Origin of the sequence: Nocardia seriolae NBRC 15557 (genome assembly GCF_007990715.1) — a bacterium.
In the GTDB taxonomy this organism is placed as follows: domain Bacteria; phylum Actinomycetota; class Actinomycetes; order Mycobacteriales; family Mycobacteriaceae; genus Nocardia; species Nocardia seriolae.
The window spans coordinates 83,846-98,419 of sequence record NZ_BJWY01000004.1 but is presented as its reverse complement, the minus strand read 5'-3'; the positions used below and the strand labels follow the sequence as shown (position 1 = coordinate 98,419).

The following is a 14,574-nucleotide window of genomic DNA, read 5'->3' as shown; positions in this document are numbered from 1 at the left end:
CTGAGGACATGGACTGGACAGCGCCGGTTTTCGCCGGTCTCGCCTTGCTTTTGGCGGGACCGGTACCAGCGCTGCTCAGCCGGGCCACCTGGCCCTATCGCAGTCCCCGTGCGGCACTGGTGCTTTGGCAGGCCATCGCGCTGGCCGCGGTGCTCAGCGCCTTCGGTTCCGGCCTGGCCATCGCCTCGCGGCTGCTGGTGCCCGGCGCGGACGGCCGCCCGACAACCACCCCCTCCGAGGAGATCGACGCCCTGGGCCTGCCGCTGTGGCTGGCGCTGGTGCTGGTGTTCGCGCTGACCCTGCTGGTCGGGGCACGGCTGATCTGGTCGGTGATCCGCGTCGGCATCCACACCCGCCGCCGCCGCGCCCACCACCGCATGCTGGTCGACCTGCTGGATCAGTCCGGCGTGCACCGTAAATCGGCCGATATCCGCGTCCTCGCCGCCACCGAGCCCATCGCCTACTGCCTGCCCGGCCTGCGCCGCCGCGTCGTCCTCAGCCAGGGCACCGTCACCAACCTCTCCGACGCGGAACTGACCGCCATCGTCAGCCACGAGCGCTCCCACCTGCGCGCCCGCCACGACCTGGTCCTGGAAGCCTTCACCGCCGCCCACGAAGCCTTCCCCCGCGTGGTCCGCTCCAAATCCGCCCTGGACTCGGTGAAACTGCTCATCGAACTCCTCGCCGACGACTCCGCCGTCAAGGTCACCGGCCCCACTCCCCTGGCCCGCGCCCTCGTCGCCTGCTCCAACTCCCCCGCCCCCCAAGGCGCCATGGCCGTAGGCGGCCCCACCACCCTGATCCGCATCCAGCGGTTGGCCGGTCCCATCGGCGACCTCCGCATCGCGATCGCCGCCTACCTCGCAGCCACCGCCATCCTCGTGGTCCCAACCCTCGCCGTGGCCATCCCCTGGCTCGTCGAGCTCACCCGCCTGGTCAGCCGTGCCTGATCCCGATCCATCCGTCCCCGAATCCGACTCGGGTGCGGCCCAATCCGCCGTGCCCGGACACAACCCAGACCAGGAGAACACCATCCACACCGACCCGTCGCCTGCCGCGCAGTCCGCACCCGCGAAGAATCGCGATGTGCGATTCGCAGATCTCGGGTTGCCGCCGGTGCTGGTGCAGGCGCTGCGACGGGACGGGATGGACGAGGCGTTTCCGATTCAGGCGGCGGTGATTCCGGACATTCTGGCCGGGCGGGATGTGCTGGGCCGGGCGGCAACGGGTTCGGGGAAGACGCTCGCGTTCGGGTTGCCGATGTTGGTGCAACTCTTCGGTGCGCCGAGTGCGCCCAAGCGGCCGCGCGGATTGATCCTGGCTCCGACACGGGAGTTGGCGATTCAGATCGAGCAGGCCCTCGATGAGCCCGCGCTCTCGCTCGGGTTGCGACTGGCGACGGCGGTCGGCGGGCTGCCGATTCAGAAGCAGGTGGAGCGGCTCCGGCGCGGGGTGGACGTGGTCATCGCGACGCCCGGGCGGCTGACCGATCTGCTCGGGCGCAAAGCCGTGCAGCTGGACGATATTCGGGTGGTGACGGTCGACGAGGCCGATCACATGGCCGAATTGGGCTTTCTGCCGCAGCTCACCGCGTTGCTCAACAAGGTTCCGGACGCGGCCCAACAATTGCTGTTCTCGGCGACCCTCGACGAGACGATCGACGGGCTGGTGCAGCGCTACCTGCGCGAACCGGCCACCCACGCGATCGGGGCGAGCCCGGCGAAGCGCGCGGATACCGCTGCGGCGGATACGGATTCGACCGCCGAGAGCACGGGCGAGCTGAGCAACGTCGCAGCCGGACCCGATATCGCGCATTACGCGCTGCACGTCCGGCGTCCCGACAAGCGCATGGTGGTCAGCGAGATCGCCGCGCGCGAGGGTCGCACGCTGCTGTTCGTCCGCACCCAGTACGGCGCGGAAAAGCTCGCGACCAAGCTGCGCGAGGTGGGCATCGGGGCCGTCGCACTCCACGGCGGCAAGGCGCAGAACCAGCGCAACCGTATGCTCGCGGCCTTCGCCGACGGCACCGCGCCCGTCTTGGTCGCCACCGACGTGGCTGCCCGCGGAATACACATCGACGACGTCTCACTCGTCGTGCACGTCGACCTACCCGCGGACCCCAAGGACTACCTGCACCGCACCGGCCGGACCGCGCGCGCGGGCGCATCCGGGACCGTGGTCACCATCGTCACCCCGGACAATCGCGACGAAACCGCGCAGCTGGCCCAGCGCGCGTCGGTGACGCTCACTGACGTGGATGTCCGCCCCGGCGATCGACGGCTCGTCGAGATCACCGGCGCGCGCCGCCCGGGTGGCCGTCCGGTAGCCGACCCCTCGGCCCCGCCGCCGAAGGCGGAGGCCGCGCCCGAACAGCCGCGCTTCCGCCAGCGCCCCAAGGGCGCGAGCCGTCCGCACAACAAGAAGCGCAAGCCGGGCGCGGCCCGCCGTTCCGCCCGCTGACGCAACCCGACGGCAGAGGTCATTCCCGGCGGGGAATCGCGCCTAGGCGATCGGGGCGCGAACATTGCCGCCATGATCGACTCACAGTTGCTGCGCTACACGCTGATCGAGACCACCGCCGACGGCGGATCGGCGTTCGTCGACGCCGAAATCCCGCTCGCCGAACGCACTTTCGTGGCCAGGGTTCCCGCCATGGCCGTCGGCGCGATGTCGCGGCGGGCGCGTCCTATCTGCGCAGCGCCGGTTTCGACAGTGAGCCGCACCCGGCTCCGGCCCGGCAATGGGTGGTCATGCTGCGTGGCGCGATCGAGGTGACCACCTCCGACGGTGAGCGCCGCCGGTTCGCGCCCGGTGATCTGGTGCTCGCCGGCGATACCGAAGGGTCGGGCCACACCACGATCGCGGTGGGCGAGCCTCCTTTCGAGGCCCTGTCATCCCCACGGCCCAGTGACGCAACACGTTCGGATGTTCCTACGACACGCGCGGCGAATTCGACCGAGTCACCCGGCAAATCGGACGAGATTGAGATAACTCGAACCCGCCAACGAGCTTCAGCAATCGCATGGCAAACAGATCAGGTCAGGTCCGCGTTCCCGTCGATCGCCTTCAACTTGTACTCGAAACGATCGATGCGCCAGCCCTTCTCGGTGCGGGCCAGACCGAGCACGTAGCTCCCGATGAACCAGCGGGTGGTGCCGTGCTGTGCAGAGTTCTTGACGTGCACGGCGATCGAATCGGCATGCGCCAGCGCGGTATCGCCGGTGATCTCGATCAGGTGGTTGCCCGCCTGGTGATGCACGGCGTCGAGGGAACCCAGGCCGGTTTCCCAGTCGTCGACGATGTCGGAGCCCGGCCGCGACCCGACGGGTCCGCCGAAGCCGCTGTCGAAGAAAACCTCTGTGGCGAACACGGATTCGCGCAGATCCGCCCAGCGGGCTTGATCGCAATAGACGAAGAGTCGGGTGATGGTGTCGCTGATATCCAGTCGGTCGGCGAGCGCCGCGAGATCGGTCACGATCCCGACGCTAGGGCACCGCGCTGGCAGTCGCCAGGCATTGTTCGCTACCCCAAACCACCGCGAACTCGCAGCATTCAGCTGCCGGGGTGTGGGCCAGTGCGCTGCCCTTCACAGCGGTGTTGAAGGCCCACGAGGGAGGGCGGGCACGCTCAGGGCTCAAGGGTCTCGGGTAAGCACTACATCAAGCGTGCGTTGAAGGTGGCTAACTACACGGATGCTCTGCACGGGTAGGATGTCCGGTTGGCGTGCGTGACACCAGGTACACCGGGCACAGAGGGAAAACGTGCTATAGACCTGCTATCGGAGCACGAAAACAGGCATACCCCCACGTCAACCTATGGAGCGTCGAACAACGTGCAGTTTCTTCCCGGACAGACTCCGCCCTACGACCTGACCTACGACGACGTCTTCCTCGTCCCCCGCCGGACGGATGTGGCGTCCCGGTTCGATGTCGATCTCTCCTCCGCCGATGGGACCGGCACGACCATTCCGCTCGTGGTCGCCAATATGACCGCCGTCGCCGGCCGCCGCATGGCCGAGACCGTCGCCCGCCGCGGCGGCCTGGTGGTGCTGCCGCAGGATCTGCCGATCTCGGCCGCCAGTGACACCATCGCCTTCGTCAAGAGCCGCTCGCTCACCGCCGACACCCCCGTGGTGCTCGATCCCGAGCAGTCGGTCTCCGATGCGCTGGCCCTGATCCACAAGCGTGCCCACGGCGCGGTCATCGTGGTCGAGAACGGCAAGCCGGTCGGCGTGGTGACCGAGGCGTCGTGCGCCGACGTGGATCGCTTCGCGCGGTTGAGCACCGTCGCCGACGCCAACTTCGTCTCCGCTCCCGCCGATGCCTCGCCGCGTGACATCTTCGGCCTGCTCGAGGCCAAGCACACCAATATCGCGGTGCTGGTCAACGCCGACGGCACCCTCGCGGGCGTGATGACCCGCACCGGCGCCATCCGCACCGGCATCTACACCCCGGCCGTCGACGCCAACGGCCAGCTGCGCATCGCCGCGGCCGTCGGCATCAACGGCGATGTCCCGGCCAAGGCCAAGGCCCTGGTCGACGCGGGCGCCGACGTGCTGGTCATGGACACCGCGCACGGCCACCAGCAGAAGATGCTCGAGGCGCTGCGCTCGGTGGCGAGCCTGGACCTGGGCGTGCCGCTGGTGGCGGGCAATGTGGTCGCCGCCGAGGGCGCGCGCGACCTCATCGAGGCGGGCGCGGACATCATCAAGGTCGGTGTCGGCCCCGGCGCCATGTGCACCACCCGCATGATGACCGGCGTGGGCCGCCCGCAGTTCTCCGTGGTGGCCGAATGTGCCGCCGCCGCCAAGGAATTCGGCAAGCACGTGTGGGCCGACGGCGGTGTCCGCCACCCGCGCGACGTGGCCCTGGCCCTGGCCGCCGGCGCCTCGAACGTGATGATCGGTTCCTGGTTCGCGGGCACCTACGAGTCGCCGGGCGATCTGCGCACCGACCGCGACGGCAACCGCTACAAGGAGTCCTTCGGCATGGCCTCCAAGCGTGCGGTGGCCGCGCGTACCGCCACCGACTCGGCGTTCGACCGGGCCCGCAAGGCACTGTTCGAGGAGGGCATCTCCTCCTCGCGCATGCGCCTGGATCCCGAGCGCCCGGGCGTGGAGGACCTGATCGACCACATCACCTCCGGTGTGCGCAGCTCCTGCACCTACGCGGGTGCCCGCACGCTCGCCGAGTTCCACGAGCGCGCCACCCTGGGCGTGCAGTCGGCCGCCGGCTTCGCCGAGGGTCGGCCGCTGCCCTCCGGTTGGTGACAATCCGCTGGTACTGCACAACCCGAGCCCGGCGGGTCCGCTTCGGATCCGCCGGGTTTCGCGTGTGCCGCGAGCGGGGGGTGCCGAGGTGATGTAACCCCCGTCGTGATGTGATGCGGCCCCGCCGTGCGGAATCCGGCAAAGCCGCCCGGTAACATGGGCTGACCGGACCCACACCCTGGGCATCCGAAGCGAACATCCGCTTGCAACCCCTGCGAAAGGAACCAGTTGTCACCCGCGTCCAAGGGCGCTGCACAGGAGGGCTCCTCTACCGAGCCGGGTGACAAACCCGGCGCCCACGCAGTCCCGCCACGACAACACCCGCTACCGGCACGGCGAACGGCCAGGTGGTGCTGACCGTGTCGGCCTTGCTCACCGTTCTCAGTCTGCTCGGATTCATCGCTCTGACCGCCGGCACCGCACTGTTCGTCGCCGCCGAGTTCTCGCTCACCGCCCTGGAACGCTCGACCGTGGAGGCCCACGCCCGCGACGGCGACCGCCGGGCCCGCCAGGTGCGCCGCGCGCATCGCACCCTCTCGTTCCAGCTGTCGGGCGCGCAGCTGGGCATCACCATCACCACGCTCATCACCGGTTATATCGCCGAGCCCGTGCTGGCCCGGCTGCTGGAGCCGATGTTCGGCGCGTTCGGCGTGAGTCCGGGTACCTCGCAAGGGGTTTCGCTGGCGCTGGCGCTGATCATCGCGACCTCGCTGTCGATGATCTACGGCGAGCTGGTGCCCAAGAACATCGCCATCGCCGCGCCGCTGGCGGTGGCGCGCTTCACCGCCGCGCCGATGATCGCGTTCTCCACGACGTTCAAGTGGATGATCAATTTCCTCAATGGCGCGGCCAACTGGGCGGTGCGCCGGATGGGCATCGAACCGGCCGAGGAGCTGCGCTCGGCGCGCTCGCCGCAGGAATTGGGTTCGCTGGTGCGGACTTCGGCGCTGCACGGGGCCCTGGATCAGCGCACCGCACAGGTGGTGGACGGCTCCCTGGAGTTCGGTGAGCGCAGCGCGGAGGAGTTCATGACCCCGCGTATGAACGTCGAATCCCTGGACCAGGACTGCACTCTGGCGGATCTGATCGACGCCGCGCGCGAGACCGGCTACTCCCGGTTCCCGGTGATCGACGGCGATCTCGACAACACGCTCGGGTTCGTCCACGTCAAGCAGGTGTTCGTGTATCCGGCGAAGGATCGGCGCAGCATCAAGCTCAAGACGATCGCCAATCCGGTGCCGATCGTGCCCGCCAGCCTCGACGGCGACGAGGTGCTCGACCGGGTGCGCCGCGACGGCATGCAGGTGGCGCTGGTGGTCGACGAATACGGCGGCACCGCGGGCATCGTCACCATGGAGGACCTGATCGAGGAGATCCTCGGCGACGTGCGCGACGAGCATGACGAGGAGGAACTCGATGTGCGCCGCACCCCGAACGGCTGGAACTGCTCGGGCCTGCTGCGCATCGACGAGGTGTCCCGTGCCACCGGCTACGACGCGCCCGAGGGCGAGTACGAAACCCTGGGCGGGCTGGTCCTGACCCGGCTGGGCCGGATCCCGGTGGCGGGCGACGAGGTACTGCTGCCGCAGCCCGCCGGCGTGCTCGACCCGGAGACCACCGGCGGCTGGATCGCCACCGTGGAACGCATGGACGGCCGCCGCATCGACCGGGTCCTGATCCGCCCGGTCGACGCCGAGGCCCTCGCGAACTGGGAGCACAGCCATGGGTGACCTCTACGCCGTCCTGCTGACCCTGGTGCTGCTACTGAGCAACGCGTTCTTCGTGGGCGCGGAGTTCGCGCTCATCTCCGCGCGCCGCGACCGCCTCGAAGCGCTTGCCGCGCAGGGCAAGCGCAGCGCCAACACCGTCATCGAGGCGGGTCAGAACCTGTCGATGATGCTGGCGGCGGCGCAGCTGGGCATCACCATCTGCTCGATCCTGCTGGGCCGGGTGGGTGAGCCCGCGGTGGCGAACCTGCTGGAGGGGCCCTTCGAGCTGGTTGGCGTGCCCGCCTCGCTGCTGCACCCGATCGCGTTCGCGCTGGCCCTGACCATCGTGGTGATCCTGCACATCCTGCTGGGCGAGATGGTTCCGAAGAATATCGCCCTCGCCGGGCCGGAACGCTCCGCGCTGCTGCTGGTTCCGCTGCATCTGATGTGGTTGCGGCTGGCCAAGCCGCTGATCGCGGTCTACAACTTCGCGGCCAATATCACCTTGCGCGCCTTGCGAATCGAGCCCAAGGACGAGCTGGACGCCACCGTGTCGTCGGTGGAGCTGGCCGAGATGTTCGGCGAATCCCGTTCGGAGGGACTGCTGGACGAGGAGGAGCACCGCCGCCTCACCCAGGCGCTGGGGTCCAGCGACCGGATCGTCGCCGATGTCATGGTGCCGCTGGCCGAGACCCGTTCGGTCCCGCTGCGCGGCGACGGCACCACCCTCGGGGACATCGAATCCGCGGTCGCCGAAACGGGTTTCTCACGCTACCCGGTGCGCGCCACCGACGGTTCCCTGGTCGGCTACCTGCACGTCAAGGACGTCCTCGATCTGACGGCCGACGACGACGCGGGCCCGGGCACCCCGATCCCGCGCACCGACATCCGCCCGCTGCCTACCCTGAGCATGGGCACCACCCTGTTCGAGGCGCTGGCCCGGTTGCGCCGCACCAATTCCCACCTGGGCCGGGTGGTCGACAGCCGCGGCAATACCGTCGGCATCGTGGCCCTGGAAGACCTGGTGGAGGAGTTCGTCGGCACCGTCCGCGACGCCACCCACCGCCTCGCCGAATAATGAACGCGCACACCGACCTACCCGGCTCCGCCCGGCTGTCCGGCCCCGACTGGCGGGGCCGGACCGCCGCCCACCGCGCCCGAGTCGACGCCCTGGTCGGCCCGTATCTCGAACGGCGAGCGGCGGGTTCGAAGCACCCGGTCATCGACTTCCTGTTCACCTACTACGGCCACAAGCCCGCCCAGCTCAAACGCTGGCACCCGGGCTTCGGGGTTGTCCTGGCCGACGCCGCGGACTACACCGAATTCCGCGGCTACCACCGGGTTTCGGCCCTAGACGCCGACGGCCTGCCCGTCCCGGGCTGGACCGCCGACCCCGACTTCCTCGAAAAGCGCCGCGACACCATCGAATTCGTAGCCCGGCTCCTCGCAGCCACTACCACCCGCCCGCCCCAGCTGTCCTGCTTCGGCCTGCACGAGTGGGCCATGGTGTACCGCACCGATGACGTCCGCCACCAGCAGGTCCCGCTCCGTCTGGGCCACGCGGGCACCGACGCGGTCGTCGAATCGATGCAACTGCGCTGCACCCACTTCGACGCCTTCCGCTTCTTCACCCCGCAAGCCCTCCCCCTCAACCTCGAGGTTCTCACCCGCGAATCCCAGATGGACCGCGAACAACCCGGCTGCCTGCACGCCAACATGGACATCTACAAGTGGGGCTTCAAACTCACCCCGCTCATCGGCTCCGACCTCCTCTTCGACGCCTTCGAACTGGCCTGCGCCGCCCGCGAACTCGACATGAAGGCCAGCCCCTACGACCTCCGCGACTTCGGCTACACCCCCATCCGCATCGAAACCCCCTCCGGCCGAGCCGAATACGTCCGCGGCCAGGCGGACATCGCACCCCGCGCCGAGGTGCTACGCACCCGCCTGCTGAACGCCTGCCGAAACCTGCTGACGGTCCGAACCTCCTAGCACCCCGCGCACAGTGCGTCTGCTTGCGACCAGGCGGACCAAGCGGCGACGACTACACCTTCAAACGGGCTGATCATCACGATCAGAACCAGGCAGGTAGTCTCTGCAGTAGTCTGGATAGGTGGCGATCGAGTGGTACTGGGCGCTCGCACCGATGCTGGCGCGGACAGGTGTCGATCCGGACGACGTCTTCGATTTCGTAGACGCATGGATGAAGGGAAACCGGCAAGTCTGGCTACGACCAGCCGTCGACCCGACGACCGGATTGATGTCCCTGGTCATTTGGGGCCGCGCCGATGACGGCACACCGCTGGCCGTGTTCGCCAGGCGCGTCGGACGGGACATCGAGGTGTACAACGCCGAGTACCTCGCCGCCGATCAAGCCGCAGAGCTGGAGAAATGGGAGGCGACCCGCAATGACTGATCCATTCGAGAACATGAGTCCCGCCGAGGTGGCTGCGATGACGCAACGGCTGGTCTTCACCGACGATCCGGTCGAACCGGCGATCGCGACCGGCGCGGACGCCGAGCCGGTACTGATCCCGCGTTCGGTGAAGCTGACCCGCGAACTCGACAAGGCGTGCAAACTTCGCGCCGCGAACCTGGGCATGTCGCAGTCCGCCTACATCCGCTCGCTGATCGAACGCGACATCGCCACCGCCGGGACCAGCGAACAGCGTCCTGCCTGGGTGCGCGAACTCCTCGCCGTGATCGCGCAGCACGAGAACGACGAGCACCGCAAGGCATCCTGAGTTCGACGACCCGCCCGGTCGTCCCGCTTCGGGCTGCACGAATGGGCTACGGCACGTGGAGGATCCGCGCGCCCGGCTGCTCGATCGCTGCCGGGCGCTGCTCACGCATCCGCGGCCGTCCCGACCCTCACGCCTTGCGGAACTGGAATCGATCCTTGTCCGACGACAGGTGCAGGCCGGTCCCGCCGAAATCAGATTTCTCCGAGACCCAGCGGCCCGTGCCACCGGTGTCGTCGAAATCGTCGATGCGATACGTCGTGTCGTCCTGGGCCCAGATCTTGAATCGATCGGTATTGCCCGGTGAGCGGAGTGCGATGATCCCGCCGTTCCAGTGCGAATACCCCCCGGCTCTCGCCGTCGTACCGGGTGTCGTTGGCAGTGATCACCACCAGCTCCTGCACGAACAAGGGTGTGCCGTCCTTCTCACCCGGCAGCGTGATCTTGTATTCGCCGGCGAACCGTTCGGTGTCCTGGAACCAATTGTGTTCCGGGTCGTTGTCGGTGCCTATCGGCAGGCTCTGGGTGACGTCATAGATTTCGTAGACACCACCGCTGACCATCTGGTGGCCGTCGCTGTCGAGCAGCGGAGGGTAATCGTTCCCGACACCGGGCTGGTGATGGCCGTCCGCCGGCGAGCCACCCGCGGATCCCGTCGGCAGGGCGGCAAACGCGTCCGGTGCCCCGATCGCCGCTCCGAACATTGCCATCGACGAGACGGCGGCCACGAGAACTCCCTTGCGAATCGCCCTCGATTTCATCGTCATCGCGCGTCCTTGTGATCGGAAGCCTTGTCCGGATATGCCTTTTCGAAGGCGAACTGGTCCTTCTTCACACCGAGCGACAGATAGTCGGTCTTCTGGGCTCCATCGACATAGTCCGCGAGCCATCTGCCGGATGTGCCGGTGTCGTCGTAGTCGTCGATCTCGTATGTGCCCGGTTCATAGGACAGATCCCAGGTCTTGAAGGGGTCTCTGTTGCCCGGCGAACGCAGTTCGATCACGCCCATGATTCCCGAATAGCCCCAGCTCTCGTCGTCGAATTGGGGCCCGACATAGGTGACGTCCATCGGCGTGCCGACCTTGATAGGCGTTCCGTCCGCCTGGCCGTTGGCAACGAATTTGTAATAGTCGGGTGCGGCAGGCTCATTGAGCCTTTCCGAGTAGCGGCGTGTCGTGGTCAGGTGGTTCGGCGGTATTCGTGGCGCAGCAACACCAGAGCAGCCGCGACGATGGTGCCGATACGCCAGGGGCACAAGCCGACTCGCCGCCGCAACGCCTTGAAAGTCATCTTCAGCAGGGAGTTTCCACGTTCCCCGAGGGCACGTTTGCCGTTGTGAGCCTTGTTCGCCGCCCGCTGCGCCTCGGTGAGCCGGCCACCGGCCGGCTTCTTGACCGCGGTGGTGGCCACCGCGGATTCACCCTCGTAGCCGAGGTCGGTCAGCACCGGCCTGTCGTCGGATACCCAATCGGTGAGAGCTGGAACCATTTCCGGATGTGTACGCAGCGCGGTGACGTCGTGCTCACGACCCGGCCGCACCGGCGAGGTCCAGATCGGCCACCCGTCCGGCACGGTCACCACCTGCACGTTCCCGCCGTGGTGGTGATGTTTTCCCGACCACCACAAATCCACCCGCCGCGAGGGCTTGCCCTTCTGCGGTGTCGGTCCGGGCTCACTGATCCGATCGGTCGCGATCAACGTGCCGTCCCCCGAAACATGCTCATGAACAGCCATTTTCGCCGCCAGCAATGCTCCGTGCAGACTCGGCGCCTGACCGGCGAGCGCGTCGATCACCTCGTGCAGATAGTCGTAGGCGGTCGTCCTGCCGATCGCATTGTCCAGAGCCAGCTGCTCGACCCGGATGCCGTCGACGAACCAGCGCAGCGCCAGCACCGTCTGTTCGACGCAGGCCAGCGCCCGCCAGCGCGTCCCCTTGGCCCGGCGCACCTGCTCGAGCAACCCGGCAACGAACTCGACAGTGGCCTCCGGGACCGCCAGCACCCCGGTGTATGTCACACTCATCCTGCGCAGAGTCCCTATGAAGATGTGTTCTTGGTCGAACATCCTTCTACCAGGACTCTGCGCTCTTTCGTTGCCCAGCAACCACATTCAGCGTATCCGCAGATCACGCCGCTGACCGGGCAGCTACCCGGAAAGGCTCGCTGAGAGCGGCCCCCGCCGATGAGAATCGGCGGGGACCGCTCCCGGTCGCGCAGAGAGGCCCTCGGGTCAGCGCATATTTCCCGAGAAAGTGGAAACCACCGAGAAGAGCAGATCGCGAATGGAAGAGCTGCCCGCGTCGAGGACCGCGCTGCCGGTGTAATCCTGATTCATCCTGAACTCCTTGGCTGGAATGCGATTCGGACGCCACCGGCTCTCCCCCGCCGCGCTGACCGAGTGCTGACACAGTGCTGACGCCAAAGTGGCCCAGACAGATTCCGCCAACCCCCTACCGAACGGTCAGTTCATGCGTTACGTTTCGAGACGTAACCGTGACCACAGTTGCCACCCCGTTGTGGCTGCAGTCACCTGGCTTGTGTTCGGAACGAAGATGGGGGTACCGCGATGAGGCGGTTCGAGCGGGTGCGCCGGTCCAAACCGGCGGCGGTGCTGGCGGTGTCGCTGCTGGGAGCGGCCGTGCTGCCGATGCACGGGGCGTCGGCGGATCTGGGGTCCGACCTCGTGGATCAGGTGCAGCAGTTCCTCGATGTCGGGCGGACCTCGGTGCCGCGCGCGGAATGCGGGGCGGATGCGCTGCCGGAAAGTGGTCTGCAGGGCGATGTTTCGGCCGATGACCGCAACAGTGGACGCAGCACACTGGGGTATCGGTGCAATCTGTCGTTCGTGGGCGGGTACGTCGGCAAGGGCGCGGGGATCACCTCGACCACCTATGACCACTGCTCGTACACCGGGTCGCTGTTCCCGGGCGATATTCTCGGCCCCGCGCAGGGCGTGCAGGTGCTCGACGTGTCGGATCCGGCGAATCCGGTGGTGACCGGCAGCCTCACCGAACCGGCCATGCTCGCGGGCACCTGGGAGTCGCTCAAGGTCAATGCCGAGCGGAAGCTGCTGGTCGGCACCGGTGTCCCGGTCGGCGAGGGCGTGGGCTACCTGTCGGTCTACGACGTCTCCGACTGCGCGCACCCGCGGCTGCTGAATCCGGGCGCGGGCACGAATCTGCTGATGCCGCTGCCGATCACGACCCACGAGGGCGGCTTCTCCCCCGATGGACGCACCTACTGGGCCTCGGGTATCGCGCCCGGATTCGTGAGCGCGGTCAATCTCACCGATCCGACGAATCCGCACGTGATCTGGCAGGGCCTGACCGGCATCGAGGCGCACGGCTTCGGCATCAGTCCCGACGGCAATCGCATGTATCTGTCCGCGCTGGCGGGTTTCACCGTGCTCGACATCAGCGCCGTGCAGCGCCGCGATCCGAATCCGCAGGTCGGCCATCTGGGACGGGTGTTCTGGACCGACGGCTGGGCGACCCAGCACAGCATCCCGGTCACCTATGACGGCAAGCCCTACCTGTTCACCGCGGACGAGGGCGGCGCGGGCGGGGTGAAGCTCATCGACATCTCCGACGAGACGAATCCGGAGGTGGCCGCGAAGATCAAGCTGGAGATCAACCTGCCGCAGAACCAGGATTCGGCCATGGCCTCGGCCATGGGCGGGTCGGTGTTCTCCTACGACGCGCACTATTGCGCCGCGGACCGGCCGAACAATCCGACGGCGCTGGCCTGCGGCGGGGAGGAGTCCGGCATCCGGGTCTTCGATGTGCGGGATCCGTTCCACGCCAAGGAGATCGCGTACTTCAATCCGCCCGCACGCAAGGGCCGCAACCTGGAACTGTGGAATTCACCCCACGCCCTGGCCTCGCTGATCGGCATCCCCGCCATGGAGTTCCCGTCGGCGGCGCGCGCGATCCTGGAGGGCAAGTTCGATCCGAATCAGGCGCTCTCCGCACGCACGGGCATGATCGCCTTCGGTGATCTGTCCACCGACTGGTGCTTCTCGCCGCCGGAGTGGCACGGCAACCAGTTGTGGGCCACCTGCAACGACAACGGCTTCATGGTGTTGCAGCTCGCCGACGACGTCTACACCCCGCCCGCCGATCAGCAGTCCGTGGTGGGCTCGTGACGGCGGTGCACGCCGGTGGGTTCCGTAATCGCCTGCGCGCCGCCGGATATCGCTGGCGGCGGCCGGTCGGGTTCACGGCGTTGCTGCTGACGGTGTTCACGGCCGGATTCCTGGTGCGCCCGATCGCCGTTGGTGAGAGCACCTCCGCCGCAACGGTTCTCACCCCGGTCGAGCTCGGTTTCAGCCAGGACATGTTCGTCCACCACGAGCAGGCACTGATCATGGTGCAGCGCCTGGACTCCGGCGTGAACCCGACTGTCCGGCAGCTGGCCCAGCAGATCGGCGATGCCCAGCGCATGGAGATCGGCACACTGCTGGGCTGGCTGCGCCTGGCCAATGCCGCCCCCGAGTCCCGGCACCCGATGGCGTGGATGAACAACGCTGCCGGACACGATCATTCGATGCCGACCAGGACCGGCACCAACGGCACCGCCATGCCCGGCATGGCCACCCAGGCTGAGCGGGACTCTCTCGCCACCGCACGCGGCACCGACGCGGAAGTCCTGTTCCTGCAACTCATGCTGCGCCACCACCGCGGCGGCGTGGCCATGGCCAAGGCCGCCGATCAGCTCCTCACCTCGGGTCCGGTGAAGGAGTCGGCGCGCGGCATGATCACCGCCCAGTCCCAGGAGGCCGGGCTGATGACCATCATGCTGGCCCAGCGGGGAGCCCAGCCGCTGTAGCGCCGCGGTGCGAAATCTCACGGGAGCGG

The 14,574-nt window shown here is 67.8% G+C and carries 15 protein-coding genes; 10 read left to right on the top strand and 5 right to left on the bottom strand.

Annotated features, from left to right (window positions below; all coding sequences use genetic code 11):
• The first annotated feature begins 8 nt into the window (after window positions 1–8).
• Window positions 9–950: a M56 family metallopeptidase gene (locus NS2_RS02150; protein WP_033089455.1), complete on the top strand. Its 942-nt coding sequence runs from the start codon at window positions 9–11 to the stop codon at window positions 948–950.
• Window positions 951–1,086: 136 nt separating this feature from the next.
• Window positions 1,087–2,460 (top strand): DEAD/DEAH box helicase, encoded by a 1,374-nt coding sequence (locus tag NS2_RS02145; RefSeq protein WP_370737309.1) that lies wholly within the window; start codon window positions 1,087–1,089, stop codon window positions 2,458–2,460.
• A gap of 95 nt (window positions 2,461–2,555) precedes the next feature.
• Here the strand turns inward: NS2_RS02145 and NS2_RS02140 are convergent, their stop codons facing one another.
• Together NS2_RS02140 and NS2_RS02135 are read right to left on the bottom strand one after the other, a co-directional pair.
• The gene (locus tag NS2_RS02140; RefSeq protein WP_033089454.1) at window positions 2,556–2,852 is read right to left on the bottom strand and encodes a hypothetical protein; all 297 of its coding nucleotides are present in this window, start codon (window positions 2,850–2,852) and stop codon (window positions 2,556–2,558) included.
• Between the two features lie 182 nt (window positions 2,853–3,034).
• Window positions 3,035–3,475 (bottom strand): nuclear transport factor 2 family protein, encoded by a 441-nt coding sequence (locus tag NS2_RS02135; RefSeq protein ID WP_033089453.1) that lies wholly within the window; start codon window positions 3,473–3,475, stop codon window positions 3,035–3,037.
• Between the two features lie 357 nt (window positions 3,476–3,832).
• Between NS2_RS02135 and NS2_RS02130 the strand changes: the two genes are divergently transcribed.
• The 6 genes from NS2_RS02130 (at window position 3,833) to NS2_RS02105 (ending at window position 9,722) form a co-directional block, all read left to right on the top strand.
• The gene (locus NS2_RS02130; RefSeq protein WP_033089452.1) at window positions 3,833–5,269 is read left to right on the top strand and encodes a GuaB1 family IMP dehydrogenase-related protein; all 1,437 of its coding nucleotides are present in this window, start codon (window positions 3,833–3,835) and stop codon (window positions 5,267–5,269) included.
• Between the two features lie 359 nt (window positions 5,270–5,628).
• Window positions 5,629–6,999, top strand: coding sequence for a hemolysin family protein (locus NS2_RS02125; protein WP_147207059.1), 1,371 nt, complete (start codon window positions 5,629–5,631; stop codon window positions 6,997–6,999).
• On the top strand, window positions 6,992–8,056 hold the full coding sequence (locus NS2_RS02120; RefSeq protein ID WP_033089451.1) for a hemolysin family protein: 1,065 nt from the start codon (window positions 6,992–6,994) through the stop codon (window positions 8,054–8,056). Before NS2_RS02125 ends, NS2_RS02120 begins: the two co-directional genes overlap by 8 nt.
• Window positions 8,056–8,970 carry a hypothetical protein gene (locus NS2_RS02115; RefSeq protein ID WP_033089450.1) on the top strand — a complete coding sequence of 305 codons (915 nt, stop codon included), beginning with the start codon at window positions 8,056–8,058 and terminating at the stop codon, window positions 8,968–8,970. The genes NS2_RS02120 and NS2_RS02115 overlap by 1 nt, the downstream gene beginning before the upstream one ends.
• A gap of 121 nt (window positions 8,971–9,091) precedes the next feature.
• Window positions 9,092–9,394: a hypothetical protein gene (locus NS2_RS02110; protein WP_033089449.1), complete on the top strand. Its 303-nt coding sequence runs from the start codon at window positions 9,092–9,094 to the stop codon at window positions 9,392–9,394.
• On the top strand, window positions 9,387–9,722 hold the full coding sequence (locus NS2_RS02105) for a hypothetical protein (RefSeq protein WP_143161349.1): 336 nt from the start codon (window positions 9,387–9,389) through the stop codon (window positions 9,720–9,722). Before NS2_RS02110 ends, NS2_RS02105 begins: the two co-directional genes overlap by 8 nt.
• A 191-nt stretch (window positions 9,723–9,913) precedes the next feature.
• Here NS2_RS02105 and NS2_RS02100 read toward each other — a convergent pair whose 3' ends face one another.
• The 3 genes from NS2_RS02100 to NS2_RS02090 form a co-directional block, all read right to left on the bottom strand.
• Entirely contained in the window at window positions 9,914–10,486 is a 573-nt protein-coding gene (locus NS2_RS02100) for a hypothetical protein (protein WP_145961817.1), read from the bottom strand.
• Window positions 10,483–10,788, bottom strand: a complete 306-nt coding sequence (locus NS2_RS02095) for a hypothetical protein (RefSeq protein ID WP_036552703.1) — start codon at window positions 10,786–10,788, stop codon at window positions 10,483–10,485. Before NS2_RS02095 ends, NS2_RS02100 begins: the two co-directional genes overlap by 4 nt.
• A gap of 110 nt (window positions 10,789–10,898) precedes the next feature.
• Window positions 10,899–11,741: a transposase family protein gene (locus NS2_RS02090; RefSeq protein WP_096490540.1), complete on the bottom strand. Its 843-nt coding sequence runs from the start codon at window positions 11,739–11,741 to the stop codon at window positions 10,899–10,901.
• Window positions 11,742–12,284: 543 nt separating this feature from the next.
• Between NS2_RS02090 and NS2_RS02085 the strand changes: the two genes are divergently transcribed.
• Window positions 12,285–13,862 (top strand): LVIVD repeat-containing protein, encoded by a 1,578-nt coding sequence (locus NS2_RS02085; protein ID WP_033085266.1) that lies wholly within the window; start codon window positions 12,285–12,287, stop codon window positions 13,860–13,862.
• A 5-nt stretch (window positions 13,863–13,867) separates the two neighbouring features.
• Window positions 13,868–14,545 carry a DUF305 domain-containing protein gene (locus tag NS2_RS02080; protein ID WP_373456090.1) on the top strand — a complete coding sequence of 226 codons (678 nt, stop codon included), beginning with the start codon at window positions 13,868–13,870 and terminating at the stop codon, window positions 14,543–14,545.
• Window positions 14,546–14,574: the final 29 nt, after the last annotated feature.